Origin of the sequence: Burkholderia sp. MSHR3999, assembly GCF_000833595.1 — a bacterium.
Taxonomy (GTDB): Bacteria; Pseudomonadota; Gammaproteobacteria; order Burkholderiales; family Burkholderiaceae; genus Burkholderia; species Burkholderia ubonensis.
Genome location: NZ_JRFO01000006.1, coordinates 507,651 through 533,114, shown reverse-complemented (window position 1 = coordinate 533,114; position 25,464 = coordinate 507,651). Strand labels below are relative to the sequence as shown.

Annotated in this window: 22 protein-coding genes and 1 riboswitch; of the genes, 10 read left to right on the top strand and 12 right to left on the bottom strand. The window is 68.9% G+C overall.

The window, feature by feature from the left end; translation table 11 throughout:
• Positions 1-9 precede the first annotated feature (9 nt).
• The gene (locus KY49_RS19695; RefSeq protein WP_042586251.1) at positions 10-942 is read right to left on the bottom strand and encodes a LysR family transcriptional regulator; all 933 of its coding nucleotides are present in this window, start codon (positions 940-942) and stop codon (positions 10-12) included.
• A gap of 146 nt (positions 943-1,088) precedes the next feature.
• On the opposite strand from KY49_RS19695, the gene KY49_RS19690 reads away from it, so the two are divergent.
• The 3 genes from KY49_RS19690 to ribB all read left to right on the top strand — a co-directional run bounded on the left by KY49_RS19690 (position 1,089) and on the right by ribB (position 4,232).
• A complete protein-coding gene (locus KY49_RS19690; RefSeq protein ID WP_042586872.1) occupies positions 1,089-2,264 on the top strand; it encodes an MFS transporter in 1,176 nt (391 codons plus the stop codon).
• A 183-nt stretch (positions 2,265-2,447) separates the two neighbouring features.
• Positions 2,448-3,131 carry a helix-turn-helix domain-containing protein gene (locus KY49_RS19685; RefSeq protein WP_042586250.1) on the top strand — a complete coding sequence of 228 codons (684 nt, stop codon included), beginning with the start codon at positions 2,448-2,450 and terminating at the stop codon, positions 3,129-3,131.
• Between the two features lie 109 nt (positions 3,132-3,240).
• Positions 3,241-3,391: riboswitch (FMN riboswitch) on the top strand.
• Between the two features lie 118 nt (positions 3,392-3,509).
• Entirely contained in the window at positions 3,510-4,232 is a 723-nt protein-coding gene (gene ribB, locus KY49_RS19680; RefSeq protein WP_042586249.1) for a 3,4-dihydroxy-2-butanone-4-phosphate synthase, read from the top strand.
• 76 nt (positions 4,233-4,308) lie between these two features.
• On the opposite strand, the gene KY49_RS19675 is transcribed toward ribB, so the two are convergent.
• The 4 genes from KY49_RS19675 to glpD all read right to left on the bottom strand — a co-directional run bounded on the left by KY49_RS19675 (position 4,309) and on the right by glpD (position 9,096).
• Positions 4,309-4,995 carry an HAD family hydrolase gene (locus tag KY49_RS19675; RefSeq protein WP_010090753.1) on the bottom strand — a complete coding sequence of 229 codons (687 nt, stop codon included), beginning with the start codon at positions 4,993-4,995 and terminating at the stop codon, positions 4,309-4,311.
• A gap of 196 nt (positions 4,996-5,191) precedes the next feature.
• Entirely contained in the window at positions 5,192-5,908 is a 717-nt protein-coding gene (locus tag KY49_RS19670) for an MIP/aquaporin family protein (protein WP_042586248.1), read from the bottom strand.
• A gap of 81 nt (positions 5,909-5,989) precedes the next feature.
• Entirely contained in the window at positions 5,990-7,492 is a 1,503-nt protein-coding gene (gene glpK, locus KY49_RS19665) for a glycerol kinase GlpK (protein WP_010090755.1), read from the bottom strand.
• A gap of 80 nt (positions 7,493-7,572) precedes the next feature.
• On the bottom strand, positions 7,573-9,096 hold the full coding sequence (glpD, locus tag KY49_RS19660) for a glycerol-3-phosphate dehydrogenase (RefSeq protein WP_042586247.1): 1,524 nt from the start codon (positions 9,094-9,096) through the stop codon (positions 7,573-7,575).
• Between the two features lie 162 nt (positions 9,097-9,258).
• Here glpD and KY49_RS19655 point away from each other — a divergent pair, with 162 nt between their 5' ends.
• Entirely contained in the window at positions 9,259-9,624 is a 366-nt protein-coding gene (locus tag KY49_RS19655) for a hypothetical protein (RefSeq protein WP_042586246.1), read from the top strand.
• A 63-nt stretch (positions 9,625-9,687) separates the two neighbouring features.
• On the opposite strand, the gene KY49_RS19650 is transcribed toward KY49_RS19655, so the two are convergent.
• Both KY49_RS19650 and KY49_RS19645 read right to left on the bottom strand, forming a co-directional pair.
• A complete protein-coding gene (locus tag KY49_RS19650; protein WP_010090758.1) occupies positions 9,688-9,885 on the bottom strand; it encodes a phage tail assembly chaperone in 198 nt (65 codons plus the stop codon).
• 304 nt (positions 9,886-10,189) lie between these two features.
• Positions 10,190-10,969, bottom strand: a complete 780-nt coding sequence (locus KY49_RS19645) for a DeoR/GlpR family DNA-binding transcription regulator (RefSeq protein WP_010090759.1) — start codon at positions 10,967-10,969, stop codon at positions 10,190-10,192.
• A 209-nt stretch (positions 10,970-11,178) separates the two neighbouring features.
• On the opposite strand from KY49_RS19645, the gene KY49_RS19640 reads away from it, so the two are divergent.
• From KY49_RS19640 to KY49_RS19630, 3 genes are all read left to right on the top strand, one after another.
• The gene (locus KY49_RS19640; protein WP_042586871.1) at positions 11,179-12,819 is read left to right on the top strand and encodes a gamma-glutamyltransferase family protein; all 1,641 of its coding nucleotides are present in this window, start codon (positions 11,179-11,181) and stop codon (positions 12,817-12,819) included.
• A 302-nt stretch (positions 12,820-13,121) separates the two neighbouring features.
• The gene (locus tag KY49_RS19635; RefSeq protein ID WP_042586245.1) at positions 13,122-13,949 is read left to right on the top strand and encodes a ferritin-like domain-containing protein; all 828 of its coding nucleotides are present in this window, start codon (positions 13,122-13,124) and stop codon (positions 13,947-13,949) included.
• Positions 13,950-14,019: 70 nt separating this feature from the next.
• Positions 14,020-14,523 (top strand): hypothetical protein, encoded by a 504-nt coding sequence (locus tag KY49_RS19630; protein WP_042586244.1) that lies wholly within the window; start codon positions 14,020-14,022, stop codon positions 14,521-14,523.
• Here the strand turns inward: KY49_RS19630 and KY49_RS19625 are convergent.
• The 3 genes from KY49_RS19625 to KY49_RS19615 all read right to left on the bottom strand — a co-directional run bounded on the left by KY49_RS19625 (position 14,520) and on the right by KY49_RS19615 (position 18,182).
• Positions 14,520-15,965 carry a DEAD/DEAH box helicase gene (locus KY49_RS19625; RefSeq protein ID WP_042586243.1) on the bottom strand — a complete coding sequence of 482 codons (1,446 nt, stop codon included), beginning with the start codon at positions 15,963-15,965 and terminating at the stop codon, positions 14,520-14,522. The genes KY49_RS19630 and KY49_RS19625 overlap by 4 nt on opposite strands.
• A 134-nt stretch (positions 15,966-16,099) precedes the next feature.
• Positions 16,100-17,398, bottom strand: a complete 1,299-nt coding sequence (locus tag KY49_RS19620) for a c-type cytochrome (RefSeq protein ID WP_010090765.1) — start codon at positions 17,396-17,398, stop codon at positions 16,100-16,102.
• A 19-nt stretch (positions 17,399-17,417) separates the two neighbouring features.
• Positions 17,418-18,182 carry a c-type cytochrome gene (locus KY49_RS19615; protein ID WP_042586242.1) on the bottom strand — a complete coding sequence of 255 codons (765 nt, stop codon included), beginning with the start codon at positions 18,180-18,182 and terminating at the stop codon, positions 17,418-17,420.
• A 379-nt stretch (positions 18,183-18,561) separates the two neighbouring features.
• Between KY49_RS19615 and KY49_RS19610 the strand changes: the two genes are divergently transcribed.
• Positions 18,562-19,494, top strand: coding sequence for a CopD family protein (locus KY49_RS19610; RefSeq protein WP_042586241.1), 933 nt, complete (start codon positions 18,562-18,564; stop codon positions 19,492-19,494).
• Between the two features lie 88 nt (positions 19,495-19,582).
• Here KY49_RS19610 and dgoD read toward each other — a convergent pair whose 3' ends face one another.
• Complete coding sequence (gene dgoD, locus KY49_RS19605) at positions 19,583-20,731, bottom strand: galactonate dehydratase (protein WP_042586240.1); 1,149 nt, start codon at positions 20,729-20,731, stop codon at positions 19,583-19,585.
• A 135-nt stretch (positions 20,732-20,866) separates the two neighbouring features.
• On the opposite strand from dgoD, the gene KY49_RS19600 reads away from it, so the two are divergent.
• Positions 20,867-21,550, top strand: a complete 684-nt coding sequence (locus KY49_RS19600; protein WP_059627182.1) for a FadR/GntR family transcriptional regulator — start codon at positions 20,867-20,869, stop codon at positions 21,548-21,550.
• Positions 21,551-21,773: 223 nt separating this feature from the next.
• On the top strand, positions 21,774-22,121 hold the full coding sequence (locus KY49_RS19595) for a GFA family protein (RefSeq protein ID WP_010090770.1): 348 nt from the start codon (positions 21,774-21,776) through the stop codon (positions 22,119-22,121).
• 25 nt (positions 22,122-22,146) lie between these two features.
• On the opposite strand, the gene KY49_RS19590 is transcribed toward KY49_RS19595, so the two are convergent.
• The gene (locus KY49_RS19590) at positions 22,147-25,233 is read right to left on the bottom strand and encodes a transglycosylase domain-containing protein (RefSeq protein ID WP_042586238.1); all 3,087 of its coding nucleotides are present in this window, start codon (positions 25,231-25,233) and stop codon (positions 22,147-22,149) included.
• Positions 25,234-25,464: the final 231 nt, after the last annotated feature.

Here is a 25,464-nt window from a genome sequence, read left to right as displayed (position 1 = left end):
CGGGGGCGCTCAGCGGCACGCGTTCAGCAGGTCGTCGAGCGCCGCCTCCTCGCGCGCGAAGCGCTCGGCGAGGAAATCGAGCAGCACGCGCACGCGCGGCGCCATGTAGCGCCTGCTGTGATGGATCGCGTGCAGCGGCGCGTCGTCCTGCCGCCAGTCGGGCAGCAGCACGCGCAGCCGCCCCGCGCGCACGTCGTCCGCCACGTCCCAGATCGACTTCTGCACGATCCCGTGGCCGCGCAGCGCCCACGCGCGGGCGAGGCCGCCGTCGTTCGTCTCGAACGCGTTCGCGAGCGGCACGGTATAGGTCTGTACCTCGCCGCCGCGCGTGAAGCGCCACGCGTTCAGCGGCCCGGATGCGAGCGTGATCACGATGCACGGAAAGCGGGCCAGATCGTGCGGATCGCGCGGCGTGCCGTGCCGCGCGACGAACGCCGGGGACGCGCACAGCACGCGCCGGTTCGCGGCGAGCCGGCGGGCGATCAGCGCGCCGTCGGGCGGCGCGGCGAAGCGGATCGCGAGGTCGATCTCGTCCTGCCACAGGTTCAACGAGGAATCGGCCGCCGTCAGCGAGAACGTCACGTCCGGATGCTGCGCGGTGAATGCGTCGAGCCAGTCGAGCAGCTGGTTGCGGCCGAAATCGGACGTCGACGACAGCCGCACCTTGCCGCCGACGACATTGCGGCCCGCCTGCAGCATCGCATCCGCATCGTCGAGCGCCTGCAGCGCCTGCCGGCAGCAGTTCAGGTACAGGCGGCCCTCGTCGGTGAGCCGCAACTGCCGCGTCGAGCGCTCGAACAGGCGGGTCGCGACCTGCGCCTCGAGCTTGGCGAGGCGCGCGCTCGCGGCGGCCGGCGTCAGGTTCAGCCTGCGCCCGGCGGCGGACAGGCTGCCCAGTTCCGCCGCCTCCACGAACAGCCGGATATCGCCCAGTCGGTCCATCCGATTTTCCAATAACTTTTGAAAATGATTCAAATGCTACGCCAATTATCAAAAATCGGCGGATTCGGGAGAATGCGCGCACATCCTGTCCTTTTGTGCAGTGCGGCACCGTTCCGGCGGCGCGCCTGCCGCTCCCGGAGAACACCATGCCCGTCCCGTTGCTGGCGCTCGCGATCAGCGCCTTCGCCATCGGCACCACCGAATTCATCATCATGGGCCTCCTGCCCGAGGTCGCGCACGATCTGGCGGTGTCGCTGCCGTCTGCCGGGCTGCTCGTGACCGGCTACGCGCTCGGCGTCGCGGCCGGCGCGCCGCTGCTCGCGGTGCTGACGAGCCGAATGCCGCGCAAGACCGCGCTGCAGCTGCTGATGGCGATCTTCATCGCAGGCAACGTGCTGTGCGCGACCGCGTCCGGCTACGCGATGCTGATGGTCGCGCGCGTCGTCACGTCGTTCGCGCACGGCTCGTTCTTCGGGATCGGCGCGGTGGTCGCCGCGTCGCTCGTGCCGGCCGACAAGCGCGCGAGCGCGATCGCGCTGATGTTCACGGGCCTCACGCTGTCGAACGTGCTCGGCGTGCCGTTCGGCACGCTCGTCGGCCAGCTGCTCGGCTGGCGCGCATCGTTCTGGATCGTCGCGGCGCTCGGCGTCGCGTCGCTCGCGGGCATCGCCGCGCTGGTACCGAACCGCCACGACGGCGGCCCGATCGGGCTCGGCAGCGAAGTGCGCGTGCTGAAGGAGCCGCAGGTGTGGCTCGCGCTGCTGATGACCGTGCTCGGCTTCGGCGGCGTGTTCGTCGTGTTCACCTATATCGCGCCGATCCTCGAAAGCGTGTCCGGCTTCTCGCCGCGCGCGGTCGCGCTGATCCTCGTGCTGTTCGGCGCCGGCCTCACGATCGGCAACACGCTCGGCGGAAAGCTCGCCGACCGCGCACTGATGCCGTCGCTGATGGCGATCCTCGTCGCGCTGATGGCGGTGATGGCCGTGTTCGCGAAGACGAGCCACCTGCCGGTCGCGGCCGCGCTCACCGTGTTCGTGTGGGGGATCGCCGCGTTCGCGACGGTGCCGCCGCTGCAGGCGCGCGTGGTCGAGAAGGCGGCGAGCGCGCCGCATCTCGCGTCGACGCTCAACATCGGCGCGTTCAACGTCGGCAACGCCGGCGGCGCGTGGCTCGGCGGCCTCGCGCTCGGCCACGGCTTCGCGCTCGACGCGCTGCCGTGGGTCGCGGCCGCGGTGACCTTCGCGGCGCTCGTCGTCACGTGGCTCGCGGCGCGGCTCGACGCGCGCGGCCCGGCGCGGGGCGCCGCGGCGGCGGCGCGATAGCGTGGAAACGGGCCACGCCGATACGCATTCCTCCGCGATGCTGATAACGGTGTGAAGATAACTTCGTTTGCCGGTGCGAAGCCGGGTGATAGCGTCTCGGTACGCGCTTCGATCGATGCGCAACCCGATTCCCACCCGCTTATCCCATTCGCAGGGCCGCGTCGCGGCCCGGAGGCAAGCCCTATGTATTCACCCCTGGCGCTGGTGCGCGATGTGTCTTCCGTGGAGTCCGGCGACGCCGCCGATGTCCGGGCGCAGGCGTCGCTCGACGCGCTCGAGCAGGTCGTCGGCGTCAATCTGGCGCGGCTGCGCGCCGAGCGGCAGCTGTCGCTCGATGCGCTCGCGCGGCTGTCCGGCGTGTCGCGCGCGATGCTCGCGCAGATCGAATCGGCGCGCAGCGTGCCGTCGATCAAGGTGCTGTGCAAGATCGCCGCCGCGCTGAAGGTGTCGGTCGCGGCGTTCCTGCGCCGCCATGCGGTGAACGGCTTCGAGCATCTCGCGGCCGACCGCGCGTCGCGCGTCGTCAGCGCGAACGGGCGCTTCTCGGCGCGCGCGCTGCATCCGGAAGGGGAGCCGGCCGCGGCCGAGTTCCACGAGCTGCGGATCGCGCCGCTGCATACCGAGGCGGGCGTGCGCCGCGCGCCGGGCACGACGATCAACCTGGTGGTCAGCGAAGGCACGCTGGAGGTGAGCGTGCACGACCGCCGCCAGCTGCTCGCGACCGGCGACGCGATCGTGTTCGACGCCGACCAGCCGCACAGCCTGCGCAATCCGGGCGACAGCGAGGCGCGCGCGTTTCGCGTGACGGTGAGCCCGGAGGTGCCGCCGCGCTGGCTCGTGCCGGATGCGGCGCGCGCGGCCGGCTAGGCGTGGCCGGCGCACATTAGACGGGGTCGTCAGTAAGGTTTTAGGTGCCGTTCGCTGCGCCGCGCGTGCGGCTGTTGTATGCTTTGCCCGCCGGTTCGTCCGGCAATCAGTGCGTCTTCAGGGCGGGGTGGAATTCCCCACCGGCGGTAGGCTGGCGTCAAGCCGGCGAGCCCGCGAGCGCCCGCGCGTCATGCGCGGGGTCAGCAGATCTGGTCGAATGCCAGAGCCGACGGTCACAGTCCGGATGAGAGAAGATGTGCAGATGGTCATGTCCGTCAGGGCCGCTTCGCCGTGCGCGCGAAGCGGGTTGCCGTTCTGTCTGTTTGCAAATGCCCTGAAACGTTTTTCGCCCACTTCGTATTGCGAGGAGCGTTTCACATGTCCTTTACTTCCGCTGTTTCGTCCCGTTCGCCGGCGCCTGCCGACGCCTTCGCCGATCTCCCTTTGCTTGATTCCGAACCGGTGCCGCCGCGCATCGCCGCCGCGCTCGACGCATTGCGCGCGGGCCGCGCGGTCGTGCTGCAGGACGATCATGACCGCGAGAACGAAGCCGACCTGATCGTCGCGGCCGAGCGGATCACGCCCGAGACGATGGCGCTGCTGATCCGCGAGTGCAGCGGGATCGTCTGCCTGTGCCTGACCGACGACAAGGTGCGCGCGCTCGCGCTGCCGCCGATGGTGCAGACCAACGAGAGCCGCAACGGCACCGCGTTCACGGTGTCGATCGAGGCGCGCGAAGGCGTGCATACCGGCGTGTCGGCGGCCGACCGCGTGACGACGATCCGCGCGGCGATCGCCGACGACGCGACGCCGCACGACATCGTGCGCCCGGGCCACGTGTTTCCGTTGCGCGCGCAACCGGGCGGCGTGCTCGCGCGCCGCGGCCACACCGAGGGCACGGTCGACCTGGCGATCCTCGCGGGGCTGAAGCCGGCCGGCGTGCTGTGCGAGCTGATGAACCCGGACGGCACGATGACGCGCGGCGACGACGTCGCGCGCTTCGCGCAGCAGCACGGCCTGCCGATGCTGACGATCGCGGAGCTGGTGGAATTCCGCGAGGCGCTTGCGGCCGCGCGCGAGTGCTGCATGAGCGACGCGTAGCGCGAACGCGATCCGGCTGCGCCGAGCGGCGCGCCGGTTTTCCGGCGGCGTGCCGTCCGACGGCCGCCGCCGGGCATTACGACTGCACGTCGCCGAACTCGCCGCGCATGCCGGCGGCGACGAGCGACGGCAGCTCGTCCATCTTCCGCATGATCCGCGTGATGCCCATCGCGCGCAGCGCATCCGCGTAGTTGTCGGGGATGTGGCTCGCGCCGACGAACGCGATCGTCTTCATCCCGGCCGCGCGTGCGGCGTTCAGGCCCGACACGCTGTCCTCGACGACGATGCAGCGCCCGGGCGCGACGCCGAGCGTGCGCGCCGCATGCAGGTAGACGTCGGGGTAGGGCTTCGGCCGCGCGACCTGCTCGGCGCTGAACACGCGCTCGCCGAAGATCTCGGTGAGCGCGGCGCGCTTGAGCGAGCTGCGCACGCGCGCGAGGCGGCTGTTCGACACGACCGCCGCGGGCAGGCTCACCTTCAGCAGCGCGTCGCGCACGCCGGTGATCGGCGCGAGCGATTGCGCGAGACCGGCCTCGATGTTGTGCTCGATCGTCTCGATGAAGTTGTCGGGCATCGTGATGCCGTAGCGCGTCTCGAGCCCGGTGAGAAAGCGCGACGTCTGCTGGCCGAACGCGGTCTTCGCGGCGGCCTCGAAATCGATGTGCGGGAACGTGGCGGACAGCGTGTCGAGCAGCACGCGGTCGGCGATGACTTCGCTGTCGACGAGCACGCCGTCGCAGTCGCAGATGAGGTGATCGAGCATGATGGTGAAGAAGCAGGGGCGTCGGCGACGCCTGTCAGCCGCCATGATACGTGCTTTGCCGGGCGACAGCGCACCGGTGCCGGCCGATCGGCGGCCCGTGCCGACGCCGGTATCCGGCCGCGGCAGGCGCCACAGTGAAACAGCCCGCGGCCTTGCGGCGCGCGGGCTGCGTTGCTTCGGCGATGCGGGCCGCCGGTCAGTGCGGCGCGTGCAGCGTCAGGTACAGCCCGGCTGCGAGCGAGCCGCCGATCAGCGGGCCGATCACCGGAATCCACGCGTAGCGCCAGTCGCTGTCGCGCTTGCCGGGGATCGGCAGCAGCGCGTGCATGAGGCGCGGCGCGAGGTCGCGCGCGGGGCTCATCGCATAGCCGGTCGGGCCGCCGAGCGAGATGCCGATGCCGAGCACGAGCAGGCCGACGGGCAGCGCGTCGAGCGCGCCGAGGCCGACCTGCGGCGACGCGAGGTACAGCACGCCGAGGATCAGCACGAACGTGCAGATCGCTTCGGTCAGCACGTTGTGGCGGACGCTGCGGATCGCGGGCGCGGTGCAGAACACCGCGAGCTTCAGGTCGGGATCGGCTTCCTTCGCGAAGTGCTGGCGATACGCGAGCCACACGACCAGCGCGCCCGCCATCCCGCCGAGCATCTGCGCGACGATGTAGCCGCCGACCTTCGACCACGCGAACTTGTGCGCGAGCGCGAGGCTGATCGTCACGATCGGGTTCAGGTGCGCGCCGCTGAACGACGCGGTCACGTAGACGGCGACGAATACCGCCATCGCCCAGCCCCACACGATCACGATCAGGTCGGCGCCCTTGCCCTTGGTGTTGGCGAGCAGCACGTTCGCGACCGCGCCGTTGCCGAGCAGCACGAGAATGGCCGTGCCGATGAATTCTGCGAAATAAGGTGACATGTTGTCTCTCGTATGTCGCGGCGGACTCGCGCGCTGCGCGGTCCGCCGGTCGTTGTTGTATGCGTTATGGATGACGAATGGTTACTGCGCGTCGTCGGCCCACGCCTTCGCGGCGCGCACCGCGCGCTGCCAGCCGGCCATGCACCGTTCGACCTGCTCCTTCGGCATCGACGGCGAGAAGCGGCGGTCGAGCTGCCACTGGCTGCGCAGTTCGTCGAGGTTCTTCCAGTAGCCGATCGCGAGACCCGCGAGGTAGGCCGCGCCGAGCGCGGTCGTCTCGGTGATCTGCGGACGCACCGCGTCGACGCCGAGCAGGTCCGCCTGGAACTGCATCAGCAGGTTGTTCGCGCTCGCGCCGCCGTCGACGCGCAGTTCGCCGACGCTGATGCCCGAATCGGCCTCCATCGCCGCGAGCACGTCGAGCGACTGGTACGCGATCGCATCGAGCGCCGCGCGCGCCAGGTGCGCGGACGTCGTGCCGCGCGTGACGCCGAACAGCGAGCCGCGCGCGTGGGCGTTCCAGTGCGGCGCGCCGAGGCCGGCGAACGCGGGCACGAGGTAGACGCCGTCGGTGTGCGGCACGCTCTCGGCGAGCGCCTCGATCTCGGCCGCGCTCTTGATGATGCCCATGCCGTCGCGCAGCCACTGCACGACCGCGCCCGCGATGAAGATGCTGCCTTCGAGCGCGTACTGCACGTCGTCGCCGATCTGCCACGCGATCGTCGTCACGAGGTTGTTCTTCGACTCGATCGGCTTGTCGCCGGTGTTCATCATCAGGAAGCAGCCGGTGCCGTAGGTGTTCTTCACCATGCCCGACGTCGTGCACATCTGGCCGAAGAGGGCCGCCTGCTGGTCGCCCGCGATGCCGGCGAGCGGGATCTTCGACGCGAACACGGTGGTCTTCGTGTGGCCGTAGATCTCGGACGACGCCTTCACTTCCGGCAGCATGCTGCGCGGGATGTCGAACAGCTCGAGCAGCTCGTCGTCCCACTGGCGCGCATGAATGTTGAACAGCAGCGTGCGCGACGCGTTCGTCACGTCGGTCACGTGCAGCTCGTGCTTCGTGAAGTTCCACACGAGCCAGCTGTCGACGGTGCCGAACGCGAGCTTGCCCTGGTTCGCGCGGTCGCGCGCGCCGGGCACGTTGTCGAGGATCCAGCGGATCTTGGTCGCGGAGAAGTACGCGTCGATCGGCAGGCCGGTCTTCGCGCGCACCTTCGCTTCGAGGCCCTGCGCCTTCAGCGTGTCGCAGAAGTCGGCGGTGCGGCGGTCCTGCCAGACGATCGCGTTGTAGACCGGCTGGCCCGTCTCGCGATCCCAGACGATCGTCGTCTCGCGCTGGTTCGTGATGCCGATCGCGGCGATCGACGTGCCGTTCAGGCCGGTGCGGGTCACGGCCTCGGCCGCGACGCCCGCCTGCGTCGACCAGATTTCCTGCGGGTCGTGCTCGACCCAGCCGGGTTGCGGGTAGATCTGTTCGAATTCTTTCTGCGCGGTCGACACGATGTTGCCCTGGCGATCGAACAGCATCGCGCGGGAGCTCGTCGTGCCCTGGTCGAGCGCGAGGATGTACTGTTCCTGCATGTCTCTCATCTCCATCCGTAGTTGGCTTAGTTGTGATTCGCGCCGCATGAGGCGGCGCGATTTGGGTGAGTCGAAAACGGTCAGGCGTGTTGCGCGTGCGCGGCGGCGAACCACGCGTCGAGCGCGGCCGTCACCGCGTCGAGCGTGCCCGGCGCGACGTGCAGGCCGAGCTTCGAGCGGCGCCACAGCACGTCCTGTGCGCGCGTCGCCCATTCGACGTCGCGCAGGTAGCGCAGTTCGGCTTCGTGGATGCCCGGCGCGATCGCCGCGCCGAGATCGGCGAGCGACTTCGCATTGCCGACCACGCGTTCCGCGCGCGTGCCGTACGCGCGCGCATAGCGGCGCGCGAGCTCGGCAGGCAGCCACGGATGACGCGCCGCGAACTGCGCGGCGAACGCGTCGAACTTCGCGTTGGCGATGTCGCCGCCCGGCAGCGGCGCGCCGGCGGTCCACGGCGCGGCGTCACGGCCGAGCGCGCGGCACAGCAGGTCGCCGGCTTCCTCGGCGAGCTTGCGGAACGTCGTGATCTTGCCACCGAACACCGACAGCAGCGGCGCGCCCGCGCCGTCGTCCATCTCGAGCCGGTAGTCGCGCGTGACGGCGGACGCGTTGGCCGCGTTCTCGTCCTCGAGCAGCGGGCGCACGCCCGAATACGTCCAGTGCACGTCGGCCGGCGAGATCTTGCGCTTGAAGTAGCGGTTGATCGATTCGCACAGGTATTGCGTCTCGTTGCCGTCGATCGCGACCTTGGCCGGATCGTTCGTATATTCGACGTCGGTCGTGCCGATCAGCGTGAAGTCGCGCTCGTACGGAATCGCGAAGATGATCCGCTTGTCCGGGTTCTGGAAGATGTACGCGTGATCGTGATCGAACAGGCGGCGCGTGATGATGTGGCTGCCCTTCACGAGCCGCACGCTGTGCTGCGCGCCGCGGCCGAGCGCGCCGTGCAGCACGTCGCCGACCCACGGGCCGGCCGCGTTCGCGATCGCCCGGGCGCGCACGACGCTGATCGAGCCGTCCGCGAGCTGCAGTCGCGCTTCCCATTCGTCGCCCACCCGCTCGGCGGACACGAGCTTGGTGCGCGTGAGGATCTCGGCGCCGCGCTCCTTCGCGTCGAGCGCGTTCAGCACGACGAGGCGCGCATCGTCGACCCAGCCGTCGGAGTACACGAAGCCGCGCTTGATCGAATCGATCAGCGGCGCGCCGGCCGCGTGGCGGCGCATGTCGATGCCGCGCGAGCCGGGCAGCAGCTCGCGCTTCGCGAGGTGATCGTAGAGGAACAGGCCGATGCGGATCAGCCAGGCCGGACGCAGGTTCGGCATGTGCGGCATCACGAAGCGCAGCGGCCACATGATGTGCGGCGCCGCGCGCAGCAGCGTCTCGCGTTCCTGCAGCGCCTTGCGCACGAGCCCGAATTCCTTGTACTCGAGATAGCGCAGGCCGCCGTGGATCAGCTTCGTGCTGGCCGACGACGTGTGCGACGCGAGATCGTCCTGCTCGCAGAGCATGACCGACAGGCCTCGGCCGGCCGCATCGCGCGCGATCCCTGCGCCGTTGATGCCGCCGCCGACGACGAGCAGATCGTAGCGATTCGGTTGGGTCACCTGCTGTCCTTATCGTCTGATGGAAATTGACGAACAAGAAATGTTCGAATTCGAAATTTAACGAACGAATTCGAAAAAGTAAAGTTCGAAAAAGAGGGGCGGGTGGCGCGCCGGGCGATCCCGGACGATACTGGTGGAATCGTCCGTTTCATGAGGTGAATCATGCGTATTGGGATGTGGGCCGGCGTTTGCGCCGTCCTTCTGGCGGGGTGCGCGGGCACGCCGCCGCTCGAAGGCAGCTGGCGGGCGCCGTCGTTCGTGGCGTTGCAGGCGGCGTGCGGCGGCACGGCGCGCGATTGGGGCGCGGATGCGCAGCCGGTCTACTCGGCGATCTACGATGCGTATGTCGCGAAGCGGTATCGCGGGCTGTCGGAGGCGAACTACTGCACGTTCGTAAACGAACTTTCGGCGCGCTATGCGGCGCCGGACGCGTCGGCGCGGGCCGGCTGGGTCGCGTATTTCAACGACGCGCGCGCGAAGGCCATCAGCTGGCGCGCGGCGGTCGATCCGACGCTGCGCGGCGGCTGAGCGTCGCCGCCCGGCTTGGGCGAGAGGGGGAGAGGGGGCGGCCGGAAGCCGGCCGCGGTCAGGTCAGGAAAAGCGGCATTTGATGGATCGCAATGCCGCGTCGCCGGTTTCGGTCACGCAGTATTTGCGTCCCGAACCGAGCCCTTCGAGCCGGACGAGTTGCTGCTCGAGCAGCGCGTCGAGTTCATCGCGATCCATGTCGGCCTGATCGGGAGCGTCCTTCACAAGCAGTAGCGTGGCGAATTCATGCGGACTCAGCATCGTTCTCTCCATGGCATCCGGACTGCCCGCGCACACGGCTCGGCGGCCGGTGCGCGATACCCAGCGGGGGTATGGCTTGGGGGGAAAAGCTGCTTTCGCCGGCCCAACGGATCGCCCGCGCCTTGGCACAGGCGGGACGGACGAACAGGCCGGGGAACTGGAGTCTAGTCGAGCGCGCGGGCAACGCCAAATCGCGCCCCATTAATTTTCCGTTTGACAGGCGGATGCGCGGCAAGCGGTCTTGCTGTGCCGCCAACTTCTTGATTTCACTTGAAGTTCTGGGTGCGGCGCAGCATCGCGACGGTCATTCCGCGACGTACACCTGGGTGCCGGCGGCCGCGACCGTCTCCGCCATGTCCGGCGGCAGCGGCTTGTCGGTGAAGAGCGCATGCACCTGGCTCAGGTGCCCCTGGCGCACGAGCGCCGGGCGGCCGATCTTCGAATGGTCGGCCACGAGATAGACGGTGCGCGCATGCTGCATGATCGCCTCGGCGACCCGCACCTCGCGGGTGTCGAAGTCGCGCAGCGTGCCGTCGGTCTCGATCGCCGACGTGCCGATGATCGCGTAGTCGACCTTGAACTGGCGGATGAAATCGATCGCCAGCTCGCCGACGATCCCCTTGTCCCACGGCCGCACGATGCCGCCCGTGATCAGCACCTCGCAGTCCGGGTAGCCGCTCATCATCGACGCGACGTTCAGGTTGTTGGTGATCACGTGCAGGCCGTGATGGCGGTTCAGCGCGCGCGCGACCTCCTCGGTCGTCGTGCCGAGGTTGATGAACAGCGACGCCTGATCGGGGATGTGCGACGCGGCGAGCGCCGCGATGCGCCGCTTCTCGTCGTGGAACATCCGCTGGCGCGCGGTGTACGACACGTTCTCCGAGCTCGTCGGCAGGCTCGCGCCGCCGTGGTAGCGGCGCAGCAGGTTCAGGTCGGCGAGCCAGTTGACGTCGCGGCGGATCGTCTGCGGCGTCACCGCGAAGTGCGCGGCGAGATCGTCGACGGTCACGAAGCCGTCGCGCTGCACCCATTCGAGCAATTCCTGCTGGCGCGCGTTGAGGGTGAGGCGAGGGTCTCGGGTCATGGCTCGATGCCGAAGGCGTGAACACGGAGCGGGTATTGTAAGGGTGTTCGGCCGCCAAGCCGGGCGCCCGGCGGGTGCGCTGCCGATAATTCATGTGCGAAATGCATGGATTCATGTGACAAATGAATTTGCGCGACCGTGCCGATCGCGCTGCAATGGCGGATTGTCCGCGTTCGCGCGCTCATTCAGTTTCCGACGAGGTGGAATCGATGATCGGCTTCAACTGGCACAACCCTTATCCGACGACGCGCATCCCGGTGTTCGCGCGCAATGTCGTGTCGACGTCGCATCCGCTGGCCGCGCAGGCCGGCCTGCGGATGCTGTGGAAGGGCGGCAATGCGGTCGACGCGGCGCTCGCCGCCGCGGCCGCGATCACGGTGGTCGAGCCGGTGTCGTGCGGGCTGGGCGGCGATGCGTTCGCGCTCGTGTGGGACGGCCAGCGGTTGCACGGGCTGAATGCGTCGGGCGTCGCGCCGGCCGCATGGAACGTCGACTATTTCCGCCGGCGTCACGGCGAGGACGCGCACGGCCGCGCGCGCAAGCCGACGCGCGGCTGGGACACGGTCACCGTGCCGGGTGTCGTCGCGGGCTGGGAGGCGCTGCATGCGAAGTTCGGTTCGCTGCCGTTCGCGGACCTGCTCGAGCCGGCGATCGAGATTGCCGAGCGCGGCCATGCGGTGCCGCCGATCGTCGCGCACAAGTGGGCGGCCGCGGTGCCCGAGCTGAAAGGGCTGCCGGGCTTCGCGGAGACCTTCATGCCGCGCGGCCGCGCGCCCGAAGTGGGCGAGCGCGTGTGCCTGCCCGGCCATGCGCAGACGCTGCGCACGCTCGCGAAGGACGGCGCGCGCGCGTTCTACGAGGGCGCGCTCGCCGAGCGGATCGCCGCGTTCGCGCGCGACGGCGGCGGCGCACTGACCGAAGCCGACCTGCGCGCATACCGGCCGGAATGGGTCGAGCCGATCGGCAAGCGCTTTCGCGGCTACACGATTCACGAGATCCCGCCGAACGGGCAGGGCATCGCCGCGCTGATCGCGCTCGGCATCGCCGAGCACGCGGGCGTCGCCGAGTGGCCGGTCGATTCGCCGGAATCGCAGCACCTGCAGATCGAGGCGATGAAGCTCGCGTTCGCGGACGTCTACCGCTACGTCGCCGACCCGCGCGCGATGGAGGTCACGCCCGCGCAGATGCTCGACGACGCGTACCTCGCCGAACGGGCGAAGCGGATCGATCCGGCGCGCGCGACGCACTTCGGCCACGGCCGGCCGCCGTCGGGCGGCACGATCTATCTGTCGGCGGCCGACGAGCGCGGGATGATGGTGAGCTTCATTCAGTCCAACTACATGGGCTTCGGCTCGGGCCTCGTCGTGCCGGGTACGGGGATTGCGCTGCAGAACCGCGGGTACGGCTTCTCGATGGACCCTGCATCGCCGAACGTCGTCGCGGGCGGCAAGCGGCCGTTCCACACGATCATTCCGGCGTTCGTGACCGAAGAGGTCGACGGCCGCACCGGCGCGGTGATGAGCTTCGGCGTGATGGGCGGCGACATGCAGCCGCAGGGCCATCTGCAGACCATCGTGCGGATGCTCGGCTACGGCCAGCAGCCGCAGGCGGCGTGCGACGCGCCGCGCTGGAAGGTCAACCGCGACTTCACGCTCGACGTCGAGTCGAGCATGGATCGTGCGACGGTCGGCGCGCTCGCGGTGCGCGGCCACACGATCAAGTCGGTCGACGATCCCTACATGGATTTCGGCTCGGGCCAGTTCGTGTGGCGGCTCGACCGGAACGATCCCGAGCGCGGCTACGTCGCCGCGAGCGACAGCCGGCGCGACGGGCTCGCCGCCGGTTTCTGACGGTTCGCTTCCACGCGCCTGCATGCATCCTCGACGGGCGGCCGCAAGGCCGCCCGTTTCGTCTGTGCGCCGCGCGTTCGAAGACCTCCTCTGACGAACCGCAACGGTCGGCGCGGAACTGCGCGCGGCCGGCATGGTCAGTGCTCTGAAGCACGATCATCAAAGTACGGCTAAGATGCAAGAATGGTCGGCCGGACCCATTTCTTCTAATAACTTCAAGCAATACGCCGCATCCGGGATGGCTGTCGCCCGCGCCGTGCGCGCGGGCGATTGCCGGATGGGGCGACTGGGAGCGCAACACCATGCAGACTGAAACGACGCATGTCATGCCGTGGCGAATCGAGGACATCGACCTTACGCGGATCGATCGTCAGCGCGCCGCGGCGAACGAGGATTTGCTGCTGCTGCTGTGCGCGGCGTCGTTCATCGAGAGCGGTTCGGATCTCTACACCAGCAACCTGAGTGAATTCTTCAACGACGATCCGGAAGTGTCGGCGTGGCTCAACAATGCATGGGAGCACGAAGAATTGCAGCACGGCCGCGCGCTGAAGGCCTACATCGCGCACGTCTGGCCGGAGTTCGACTGGGATACCGCCTTCGCGAATTTCTTCGACGAATACTCGAAGACCTGCTCGATCGAAGCATTCGAGAAGACCCGCGCGCTCGAGATGGTCGCGCGCTGCGTCGTCGAGACGGGCACGGCCACGCTCTATCGCGCGATCAACGAGTGCTCGGACGAGCCCGTGCTGAAGGAAATCACCGACAACATCCGCACGGACGAAGTGCGCCACTACAAGCACTTCTTCAAATATTTCAAGAAGTACAACCAGCTCGAAGGCAACGGCCGGCTCGCGGTGCTCGGCGCGCTGATGCGCCGCGTGCTGGAAATCAAGAACGAGGATTCGGAGATCGCGCTGCGCCACGTGTTCGCGATCCGCTATCCGGACCGCATCGGCGACGGCGAATACAGCCGCGCGCGGGTCGCGCGCATCAATGCGCTCGTGCGTCGCAACCTGTCGGCGGACATGTGCGTGAAGATGCTGCTCAAGCCGCTCGAGCTGCCCGCGAAGATCCAGCCGGGCGTCCACTATCCGCTCACGAAGCTCACGCAGCACGTGTTCTTCCGCTGATCGCCGCCTGCAGGGCGGCCTGCCGCGGGTATGCTGCGGCATCCTTCACGTTCGACGAGGCCGCTCCATCATGACCGATTCACATCGCAGCGCACTCGAGCAATGGACGTTCGACGCGTGGCCGCCGGCCGTCGCGTCGTTGTTCGACGGCTCGGCGCTCGAGCGCAAGGCCGACGTCGCGGCGTCGCTGATCGTCGCGACCGAAGACGGCCAATTGCGCACGACGCTCCTGAGCGTCGGCGAGATCTACGCGCGCGATGCGCGCGTGCTGCTGCTCGCGCTGTGGCCGCAATCGCGCGCGGCGCGCGCGCTCGCGCAACGGCGCGCGGCCGCGCTGACGCTCGTCGCCGACGGCGCGTTCTTTCAGGCGCAATTGAAGATCGAGCCGCTCGAAGGCGACTTCGGCGGGCTCGCGGGTTTCGTCGCGACGATCGCGCACGGCGATGCGCAGCGCGTCGGCTATGCGCGTCTCGCGACAGGCGTCACGTTTGCACTGGAAGGGGAGCGCGCCACGGTGCTCGAACGCTGGCAACGCCAGGTCGAGCACCTGCGGCGCGCGGCCGCGCGGCTTTAGTGGCCGCGCTGGCCGCTGCGCGACGAACGATTGCGGTTCGCGTGCGCGGCGTTGCCGTTGGCCGCCCGCCCGCTACCGCCGCCGCTCGCCGGACGCGGGCCGTTGCCGCCCGCGTTGCCCGGCTTCGCGGCTTTCTGCTGTGCCGCCTTGGGCTGCGACGACTTCGGCGCGCCGTCGCGCTTCGCGGCCGGCTGCTGGCCTGAGCCGCCCGCACGCGGCGCGCGATTGCCGCCACCGCCACCGCCGCCGCCGCGCGGCTGCTGCCCGCGGCGCTGCTGGATCGGCTCCGGTTTCGCGTTCGGGTCCGGCTCGAAGCCCGGGATCACTTCCTGCGGAATCTCGCGCTTGATCAGCCGCTCGATGTCGCGCAGCAATTGCTTCTCGTCGACGCACACGAGCGACACCGCTTCGCCGGTCGCGCCCGCGCGGCCGGTGCGGCCGATCCGGTGCACGTAGTCTTCCGGCACGTTCGGCAGGTCGAAGTTGACGACGTGCGGCAGCTGGTCGATGTCGATGCCGCGCGCGGCGATGTCGGTCGCGACGAGCACCTGCAGCGTGCTGTTCTTGAACTCCGTCAGCGCGCGCGTGCGCGCCGACTGGCTCTTGTTGCCGTGGATCGCCATCGCGCTGATGCCGTCCTTCGTCAGCTGCTCGGCGAGCCGGTTCGCGCCGTGCTTCGTGCGCGTGAACACCAGCACCTGGAACCAGTTGTGCTGGCGGATCAGGTGCGTGAGCAGCTCGCGCTTGCGGTCGCGGTCGACCGGGTGGATCTTCTGCGCGACGGTCTCGGCGGTGGTGTTGCGGCGCGCGACCTCGATCAGCGCCGGCGAGTCGAGCAGGCTGTCGGCGAGCGCCTTGATCTCGTCGGAGAAGGTGGCCGAGAACAGCAGGTTCTGGCGGCGCGGCGGCAGCTTCGCGAGCACGCGCTTGATGTCGTGGATGAAGCCCATGTCGAGCATCCGGTCGGCTTCGTCGAGCACGAGGATGTCGAGCTGCGACAGGTCGATCGTCTTCTGCTGCATGTGATCGAGCAGGCGCCCCGGCGTCGCGACGACGATGTCGACGCCGCGCCTGAGCGCGTCGATCTGAGGATTGATGCTGACGCCGCCGAACATCACGGTCGAGCGCAGCTTCAGGTACTTGCTGTACGCGCGCACGCTTTCCTCGACCTGGGCGGCGAGTTCGCGCGTCGGCGTGAGGATCAGCGCGCGCACCGCGCGCTTCGCGTTGTGGTGTTCGGCGTAGAAGGTGTGCAGGCGCTGCAGGATCGGCAGCGTGAAGCCTGCGGTCTTGCCGGTGCCGGTTTGCGCGCCGGCGAGCAGGTCGCCGCCGCCGAGCACGGCGGGGATCGCCTGCGACTGGATCGGCGTGGGCGATGTGTAGCCGAGCTCGTTGACCGCTTTGACGAGCGGTTCGGCCAGGCCAAGAGATTCAAAAGACATAGATACGACTCTGGAGTTTTATGATCGGCGACGCATCGCGCGGCCAGCGCGGGGATAGCGTCGCAAGAAAAACAAAAACAAAAGGGCGCGGCCGCGGTTTCCCGCAGCCGCGCCCCGTTTGCGTCACCCGATACTTAGTCGAGCGGTGCGGAACGCAGATCGCTCACCTGCTGCGGCGAGATCGGCGAACCGTTGTTGCCCCACGACATCCGGATGTACGAAACGACCGCCGCGACTTCCTGGTTCGACAGCGACTGCGCGAACGGCGGCATCCCGTACGGACGCGGATTCTTGAACGTGCTCGGCGGATAGCCGCCATTCAGCACCATGCGGATCGGGTTCACGGCCGATTCCATCGTGATCGAATGGTTCAGCGCGAGCGGCGGATAGGCCGGCGGCTTGCCCTGGCCGTTGTCGGCGTGGCAGGTCGCGCAGTTGTCCGCATAGATCTTCTTGCCTTGCTCGAGCAGCACGTTGCCGAACTGCTTCGACGGCTCGTACTGCATGTTCTTCGGCGCTTCAGCCTTCTGCGGGATCGACTTCAGGTACGTCGACATCGCGCGCGTATCCTCGTCGGTCATGTATTGCAGGCTGTTGTGGACCACGTCCGCCATCGGGCCGAACACCGCGCCCTTGTGCGACACGCCGGCCTGCAGCAGGTCGGACAGCTCCTGCACGTGCCAGTCGCCGAGGCCGAGTTCCTTGTCGTTCGTCAGCGACGGCGCATACCAGTTCTGCAGCGGGATCAGGCCGCCCGCGAAGGCCGACGCGCTCACCGGGCCGCCCATCATGTTGATCGACGTATGGCACATCGAGCAGTGGCCGAGGCCTTCGACGAGGTACGCGCCGCGGTTCCATTCGACCGACTTGGTCGGATCCGGCTTGTATTCGCCTTCCTTGAAGAACAGCGTGCGCCAGCCGATCAGCAGGTTGCGGTTGTTGAACGGGAACTTCAGCTCGTGCGGACGGCTCGGCGCCGATACCGGCGCGACCGAGCGCAGGTACGCGAAGATCGCGTCCGAATCCGCGCGCGTGACCTTCGTGTAGCTCGCGAACGGGAAGCCCGGGTACAGCAGGCTGCCGTCCTTCGAGCGGCCCGTGTGCATCGCGCGGTAGAAGTCGTCCGACGTCCACTTGCCGATGCCGGCCTGGTCGTCCGGCGTGATGTTCGGCGTGTACATCGTGCCGAACGGCGTCGCCATCGGCAGGCCGCCCGCGAACGGCTTGCCGCCGCGCACGGTGTGGCACGCGATACAGTCGCCGACGCGCGCGAGGTATTCGCCCTTCTTGATCAGCGCGGCCTGGTCGGCCGGCGTGGCCGCGACGGCGGCGGCGCCGTGCAGCGTGTCGTTGCCCGGCCACAGGACCGGCACGAGAGCCGCTGCCGCGACGATCGCGACAGCCGAGAGTGCAAACAGGGACTTGCGTTTCATTGTGTCTGTCTCCCTAGCCTTATTGCGGTTCGCTGCCGCAGGCAAGCGGAGTCTTCATCGCGCGGGCCGGGGCCGGCACGGGGTTGGCGGGCGCCGGCTGGGCGGCGAGCCATGCGGTCACGGCGGTCACGTCTTCGTCGGAAAGCTTCGCGGCGATATCGTGCATGCAGTCGGGCGCCTTCGCGTGGCGGTTGCCCGAGCGCCATGCGCCGAGCTGCGCGCTCAGGTAGTCGGCGTGCAGGCCGACGAGACCCGGGATCGCCGGCTGCATGCCGGTCAGCGTCGCGCCGTGGCAGGCCACGCAGGCCGGCAGCTTGCGCGACGGATCGCCTTGCGTGACGAGCTGCTTGCCGCGCGCGAGCGTCGCGGCCGGCAGCGTCGGCTTCGCCGGCGCCGGATACGGCGGGCGCTCGGCCGAGAAGTGCGCGGCCATCTCGCGCAGGTAGTCGTCGTTCAGGTACGTCAGCAGATAGTTCATCGGCGGGTACTTGCGACGGCCGTCACGGAAGTTGACGAGCTGGTTGTACAAGTATTCGGCCGGCTTGCCGGCGAGACGCGGGAAGTAGTCGTTGTCCGTGCCCTGGCCGTGGACGCCGTGGCAGGCCGTACAGCCGCGCACGCGCTCGGCCATCGTATCGGGCGCCTTGAGCGGCGCCTGCTGGGCCTGGGTTTGCTCCGTGGGCTTGGTCTGCGCTTGGGCAGCGCTCATGAGGCCCGCACCGCCGATCATCAGAACGGCGAGCAGCGGACGGAAGACGCGTCTTGAAGACACACGAGACTCCATGTTTATTCGTCGGGGACCTGACCGGGCTACGATCGGCTCGGCATGACGGCAGGACAGCCGGGCTGCTGCGACGCGGCATTCTATCATCGATGGGTAATGACGGCTATTTGACAAATGGTCATCGGTTCCTGCCTGTTTACGACTTGCGACAATTTGACGCGTATCGTAAATGGCCGTCGTGAACCGGCGTGCGTTTTGCCTATCGAAGACCGTACACTCGCGGGTCGCGCGGTGCCGCTTCCGCCGCAGATCGTGTCATTTCACAGTTTCCGGATTCATCGATGACGTTTTCTACCGTGCCGTTGCCTGATTTTCATTACTCGTCCTGTCGCCGGGCCGTTGTGCCGTTGCGCGCCGGTCGCCATGGAGGGCGTGCGCGATGAGGATCGACAGCTTGTGGATCGGCCAGGTCGCGCTTGCCGCGCTGATGGACGCGGCGTTCGCGACGGCAGTCGGCTCGGCGCTGCTCAAGGGCTGGCTCGCGAAGGAAGGCGCACGGCCCGTCATCGCGCCGTCGCATCCGGCATGGCTGCGCGCGCAACATTCGCTGATGGCCGCCGCGGCCGCGCTGCTGCTCGCGGACCTCGGCTGGCTCGTCTACGCGGCGGCGGCGATGAGCGGCGCGGGGCTCGGCGGCGCGCTCGGCGCGATTCCGACGGTGCTCGCGCAGACCCACGCGGGCTTTGCGTGGAGCGTCGCGTTCGGCGGCGCGGTCGTGCTTGCCGTCGTCGCGCTGTCGCGGCCGGACGGGCCGCTCGCGTATGCGGTGCTGTGGCTGGCGGTGATCGTGATCGCCGCCGGCAAGGCGTCGCTCGGGCACGCGGCCGATACCGGCGCGCTCTCGGCGGCCGTCGCCTTGCAGACGCTGCACCTGCTCGTCACCGCCGCGTGGGGCGGGCTCGTGCTCGCGGGCGGGCTCGCGGTGCTGCCCGCGCTCGGCTCGTCGGTCGCGCGCGGCGCGCTGATCCGCATCGCGCAGCGGCTGTCGCGGACGTCGATCGTCGCGCTCGCGTTCGTGCTCGCCACCGGCGCGCTCAACGCGGCGCGCGGGCTCGGCGGCTCGCTCGCGCCGCTCGACGGCAGCGCGTGGGGCCGCGTGCTGCTGCTGAAGCTGCTGCTGGTCGCGCTCGCGCTGGTGCTCGGCGGGCTGAACCGCTTCTCGGCGCTGCCGCGCCTGCGCCGCACTGCATCGACCGAGGATGCGCACACGTTCCGCAACATCCTGCATCTCGAAGGGCTGACGATGATCGGCGTGTTCATCGCGGCGGCCGTGCTGGCCGCGAGCGTGCCGGGCTTCGCCGCGCTCGGCTAGCGCCGGCGCCGCCGCCGCGTCGAAGCGGCGGTCCGCCGGGCCGGCGCGCGCCGGCTGCCGGCGGGAACGGGCGCGGCGCGCCGCCCCGTCACCACTCGGCGACGCTGCCGTCCGCGTGGCGCCATACCGGGTTGCGCCAGCGGTGGCCGGTCTGCGCCATCTCGCGCACCTTCTCCTCGTTGACGTCGATGCCGAGCCCCGGGCCTTGCGGGATCGCGACGAAGCCGTCGTCGTAGCGGAACACCTCGGGGTTGCGCAGGTAGTCGAGCAGGTCGTTGCCCTGGTTGTAGTGGATGCCGAGGCTCTGTTCCTGGATGAACGCGTTGTAGCTGACCGCGTCGAGCTGCAGGCACGCGGCGAGCGCGATCGGGCCGAGCGGGCAGTGCAGCGCGAGCGCGACGTCGTAGCTCTCGGCGAGCGTCGCGATCTTCCGGCATTCGGTGATGCCGCCCGCATGCGACGCATCCGGCTGGATGATGTCGACGTAGCCGCCCGCGAGGATGTGCTTGAAATCCCAGCGCGAGTAGAGCCGCTCGCCGAGCGCGATCGGCGTGTCGGTCTGGTTGACGATGTCGCGCAGCGCCTCGGCATTCTCCGACAGCACCGGCTCCTCGATGAACATCAGCTTGTACGGGTCGAGCGCCTTCGCGAGCACCTTCGCCATCGGCTTGTGCACGCGGCCGTGGAAGTCGACGCCGATGCCGACGTGCGGGCCGACCGCGTCGCGCACCGCCGCGACGTTCGCGATCACCTGTTCGACCTTGTCGTAGGTGTCGACGATCTGCAGTTCCTCCGAGCCGTTCATCTTCACGGCCTTGAAGCCGCGCTCGACGACCGCGCGCGCGTTGTTCGCGACGTCGCTCGGCCGGTCGCCGCCGATCCACGAATACACCTTGATGCGCTCGCGCACCTGGCCGCCGAGCAGCGCGTGCACCGGTGCGCCGTGATGCTTGCCCAAGATGTCCCACAACGCCTGGTCGACGCCCGCGATCGCACTCATCGTGATCGGGCCGCCGCGATAGAAGCCGGCGCGGTACATCACCTGCCAGTGATCCTCGATCAGCCGCGGATCCTTGCCGACCAGATAGTCGGCGAGCTCGTGCACGGCCGCCTCGACCGTGTGCGCGCGGCCCTCGACAACCGGCTCGCCCCAGCCGACGATGCCCTCGTCGGTCTCGATCTTGAGAAACAGCCAGCGCGGCGGCACGATGAAGGTTTCGAGGCGGGTGATCTTCATGGCGGATGTCTCCTGACGGTAGGCTCAGCGGCGATCCTAGCGCAGGCCGTTAAAAAATAGTATTAATAGCACTATTGTGCAGATAGTGGGCAGCCCGGCGTCGACGCGGGCTGCCCGCGCATAGGGAGAGCGATCATCATTCAACGCGACCTGCATGGACAAACGGCGTTCCGGCTTGCGACGGCGATCCTGCGCGGCGACCATCCGCCCGAATCGCTGCTGCCGAGGGAGCCCGAGCTGATGGAGCGGTTCGGCGTGAGCCGCACGGTGCTGCGCGAGGCGCTGCGCACGCTGACGTCGAAGGGGCTCGTCGAATCGCGGCCGAAGGTCGGCACGCGGGTGCGGCCGCGCCGCGCGTGGAACCTGCTCGATGCCGACCTGCTCGACTGGTATTCGCGCGTCGCGCCGCCACTTTCGTTCGCGTTGAAGCTGCAGGAGATGCGCGAGATGGTCGAGCCGCATGCGGCGGCGCTCGCCGCGCGCGCGTATGCGCCGGAAGCGTTCGAAGCGATCGACGCCGCCGCGCGCGCGATGGCCGGCGCGCGCAACGTCGACGAATGGGTGCGCGCCGACCTGCGGTTCCACCTGAGCGTGCTCGAGGCGGGCGGCAACGAGCTGCTGGTGCCGCTCGGCGCGCTGATCGACCGCACGCTCGAGGCGCAGCTGCAGCTGAATGCGCGCCGCGCCGACGTGTTCAATGCGTCGCTCGCCGAGCATCTGGCCGTGTGCGACGCGATCCTTGCGCGCGACGCGGAAGGCGCGCGCCGTGCGATGGCGACGCTGCTCGCGATCACGCGCGCGCGGATCGAGTCGAGCTGATCGGGCGGCCCGAACGCGCGGACTGAACGGGCGGCAGGCCCTTGTCGCAGCATTCGCAGCCGGGGCGCGGTTCGAGCATGCCGGTCTCCTTGGTGATTGTGAGTGCTGGATGGGCGTCGGCCGTTGCGGGTGCGCAGGCGGAAGGCTACTGTAAGTGCATCGATGCAGTTTGACCAACGCCCGGCGATGCGGCATCGCAGCGAGCGGGCCACAGGAGACGACCATGCTTTACCGAGGAAGCTGCCATTGCGGCGACGTGCAGTTCGAGGTGGACGGCGAGCTGACGGGCGTGATGGCGTGCAATTGCTCGATCTGCCGGCGCAAGGGCGCGCTGATGTGGTTCGTGCCGCGCGCGAGCCTGTACCTGCTGACGCCGGAAGAGAATCTGGCCAGCTACACGTTCAACAAGCACGTGATCCAGCATCGCTTCTGCAAGCGCTGCGGGATTCATCCGTTCGGCGAGGGCGCCGATCCGAAGGGAAACCGGATGGCGGCGATCAACGTGCGCTGCCTCGAAGACGTCGACATCGACGCGTTGCCGGTCACGCATTACGACGGACGCTCGCACTGACGGCGCGCGGCGGCGCACTCCCGGATCATGACGGCGCCGCGCTGCCCGCAGCCGGCGCGGCCACCTCGGCTTGCGGGCCGACCGCGGCCGGCCGCTCGATCAGCGGCGCGAGCGCCGGCGCCATCGATTTCAGCAGTTGCACGGCCATCGCGCTCGTGAAGTCGTAGCGCGCCGCGTAGGGCTCGTGCGCGGTTGCCGTCAGCACGCCGAAGAAACGGTCGCCGAGCACGAACACGAACGTGCCGCTGCGGTTCACCTTGCGCGACTCGATCAGCCGCGCGCCGCGCGCGTAGACGTTGAAGCGCTGGTCGCCGGTGCCGGTCTTGCCGTACACCTCGAGCGTCTTGCCGCTGGGCAGCGTCATCCCGCCGGCGAGCCGCCTGCCGGTGCCGGTGAGCACGACGTCGCGCAGCAGCTGGTGCACGACGCCGACGATCTCCGGCGACAGCGTCGGCTGCGGCTGCGCGGCCGCCCGCACGAAGCGCGTTTCGTACGGCGTGCCCTTCGCGAAGTCGAGCCGCGTGATCGTCTCGGTCGGCGCCTTGTCGCCGCCGTTCGCGATCAGTCCGATCAGCTTCGCGAGCGCATCCGGCTGGTCGCCCGATGCGCCGATCGCGGCCGCGTACGACGGCGTGACTTCCGCGAACGGATAGCCGAGCGCGCGCCACGACTTGCTGATCGCCGCGTACGCGCGCAGTTCCACCATGCGGCGGATCCGCCGGTCCTGCGTGCCGTGATAGCGTGTCTTGTACAGCCACGTGTAGGTGTAGAAGCGTGCGTCGCGGCTCGCCTGCTCGACGTCGCCGAGCGATGCGTCCGGATGCGCGCGCAGGTAGTTGAGCGTCCACAGCGCGAGCGGGTGCACGCTTGCGATGTAGCCGCGGTCGTTCAGGTTGAAGCGGTCGATCGCGTACTTCGCATAGAGTGCCGCGAGATCGTCGTCGGACAGCGTCGCCGCCGGCGTGCCCTTCAGTTGCGCACGCATCTGCGCATCGAACCACGCGAGCGATTCGTTCGGTGCGACGCTGCGCAGCACGGTCGCGATCTTCGGCGGCGACTTGCGCACGTCCTTCAGCATCAGCGCGAGCGCGTCGTCCGCGGGCTTGCCCGCGTAGCGCGTGTAGAAGCGCTTCACGTAGACCTTGCTTTCGCCGTCGACGAACTGCTGCAGATAATGCCTGCGCTGCTCGGGATCGTCGAGCCACGACGACGACGGCCCGGACGTCTGGATCATCTCGTAGTGGACGATGTCGCGCATCAGCCGCACGAACACGAGGTTGACCGAGTGCGCGAACGCCTGGTGCAGCGTCAGGATGCGGTGGTTGTCGGACTTCTCGAAGTTGCTGAACACCTGCGCGCCGCCGCCCGTATAGAACACGTCGGGGCTCGCCGAATACTTGCGCTCGACGGCCGCGTCGAGCATCGCCTGCAGCGAGCGGTCCTGCGTGCGGGACAGGTAGTCGAGCGCCCACAGCGACAGGCCGTCCATCGGGTCGAGCTTCACGCGCGCGAGTTCGGCCTTCGACAGCGCTCCGTAGCGCGCATGCAGGTCGGAGACGATCTGCAGGTACGTGACGATCGTGCGCAGCTTCGCGGTCGAGCCGAGGTTGATGCGTCCGCCGCGGTTGATGTCGAACGGCTCGTTCACGCTGTCGGTCTGCACGCGCAGCACGTTCGCGCCGTTGCGCCGCTCGTACAGCGTGAAGCTGTACGTGAGGTGCGACGGGTCGTCCTTCGGCGCGAGCATCTCGTAGCCGTACAGGCCGGCGGCCTGCGCGCCTTCGCGCGTCGACGCCTTCGCGAGCCGCTCGGCGACCGCCTGCTGCACGCCGTTGTCGAGCGTGCTCGTCGCTTCCAGGTCGAACTGGTCGAGCTGGTACACGTCGTCGATGCCGAGCGCGGCGAGCAGCGACGCGCGCGCCGACGTGATGGCCTTGCGCGAGATGAACGACTGCACGCGCGCCGGCTGCGGCGGCGGGGCGCGCTCGATGTGCGCGGCGAGCGCGGCGTCGCGCAGCGTGGGCGCGATCACGCCGCCGGCGGCAAGCAGCCGCAGGTAGCTGTCGGTCAGCCGCTGCAGCGCCGGATAGCCGCCGTTCAGGAAGTACGACGGCGCGCGCTGCGCGATCATCAGCGACAACACCTCGCGGAACGCGACGCCTTGCTGGTCGACGTTCTCGGCCGTCGTCGGCGCGGCGAGGAGGCGGTTCAGTTCATTGAAGTCGCGGCCGTACCACGCGGCGAGGCCGTCGCCGATGCCGGTGATTTCGCCGATGTGCGGCCGTGCCGCGAGCGGCACCGAATTCAGGTAGCGGACCACGATCGTGCGGCGCGCGAGCATCGTCTGCGGGCCGTTCAGGTACGCGAGCACCGACGCGGACGCGATTTGCCGCAGCTTCTCGGGCGGCGACGCGGTGCGGCCGTCCGGCGAGTGGCGGAACTTCTCGATCTGGGTCGCGAGCGTGCTGCCGCCCGGCCGCGCCTGGTGCCGGTTGACGACGTGCAGGCCCTGGTCGGCGATTGCGCGGGCGAAGCGGCCCCAGTCGATCGCCGGGTTGCGGTTCGGCTGGCTCGGGTCGAGCAGGTAGCGGTCCTCGATGAACAGCAGCGAATCGACGACGACGCGCGGGATCGCGTCGAAGTCGCGATAGACGCGCTGCGGAAACGCGCTCGCGAACAGCGGCGCGCCCGTCGAATCGAACAGCATCAGGCCGGCCTGGTCCTTCTCGTCATAGGGGAGGAACAGGCCGCGATCGGCGAGCGCCAGCATCCGCTCGGAATCGCGCGCCTGCTTGCTGACGACGAAGCCGCGCGCGAGCAGCCGCTGCTGGAACGCCGGAATCATTGCATAGCCGAGCCGCTCGTCGTACGGGCCGCTGGCGGGAAACCGCACGTGGTCGCTCGCGCCCGCCTCGACCGCGAAGCCGACGTCGCGGGTCAGCTCGGACAGATAGCGGGCCTGCAGCCGGGAGGTCTCGATTTCGACCATGACCAGCCGGGCGATGATCGCGACCGCGACCAGCATCGCGGCGACCAGCGACCATTTGATCCACGTCCAGACCGACGCGATGCCGGTCACACGCGGCAGGATTCGATTCTGCGGCCGATTCATGGCGGCGTCTCCCTGCAGGGGGCGGGCTCCGGCCGCACCCCATTAAGGATTAGTTTAGTCCTCAACCGCGTGCTGCCAAGGACGGTTCGATCCGCAGATGCGCCGAAGCAACGCGCGTGCCGGCGCGGTGCACGCGGATGGGGCTGCATGCGCCGCGGTGCACCGGCGCAGCGCATGCGGCGCACCTTCCGTACCCGTGATGCGCGTTTTCGGCCGCCCCTATTCGAAATA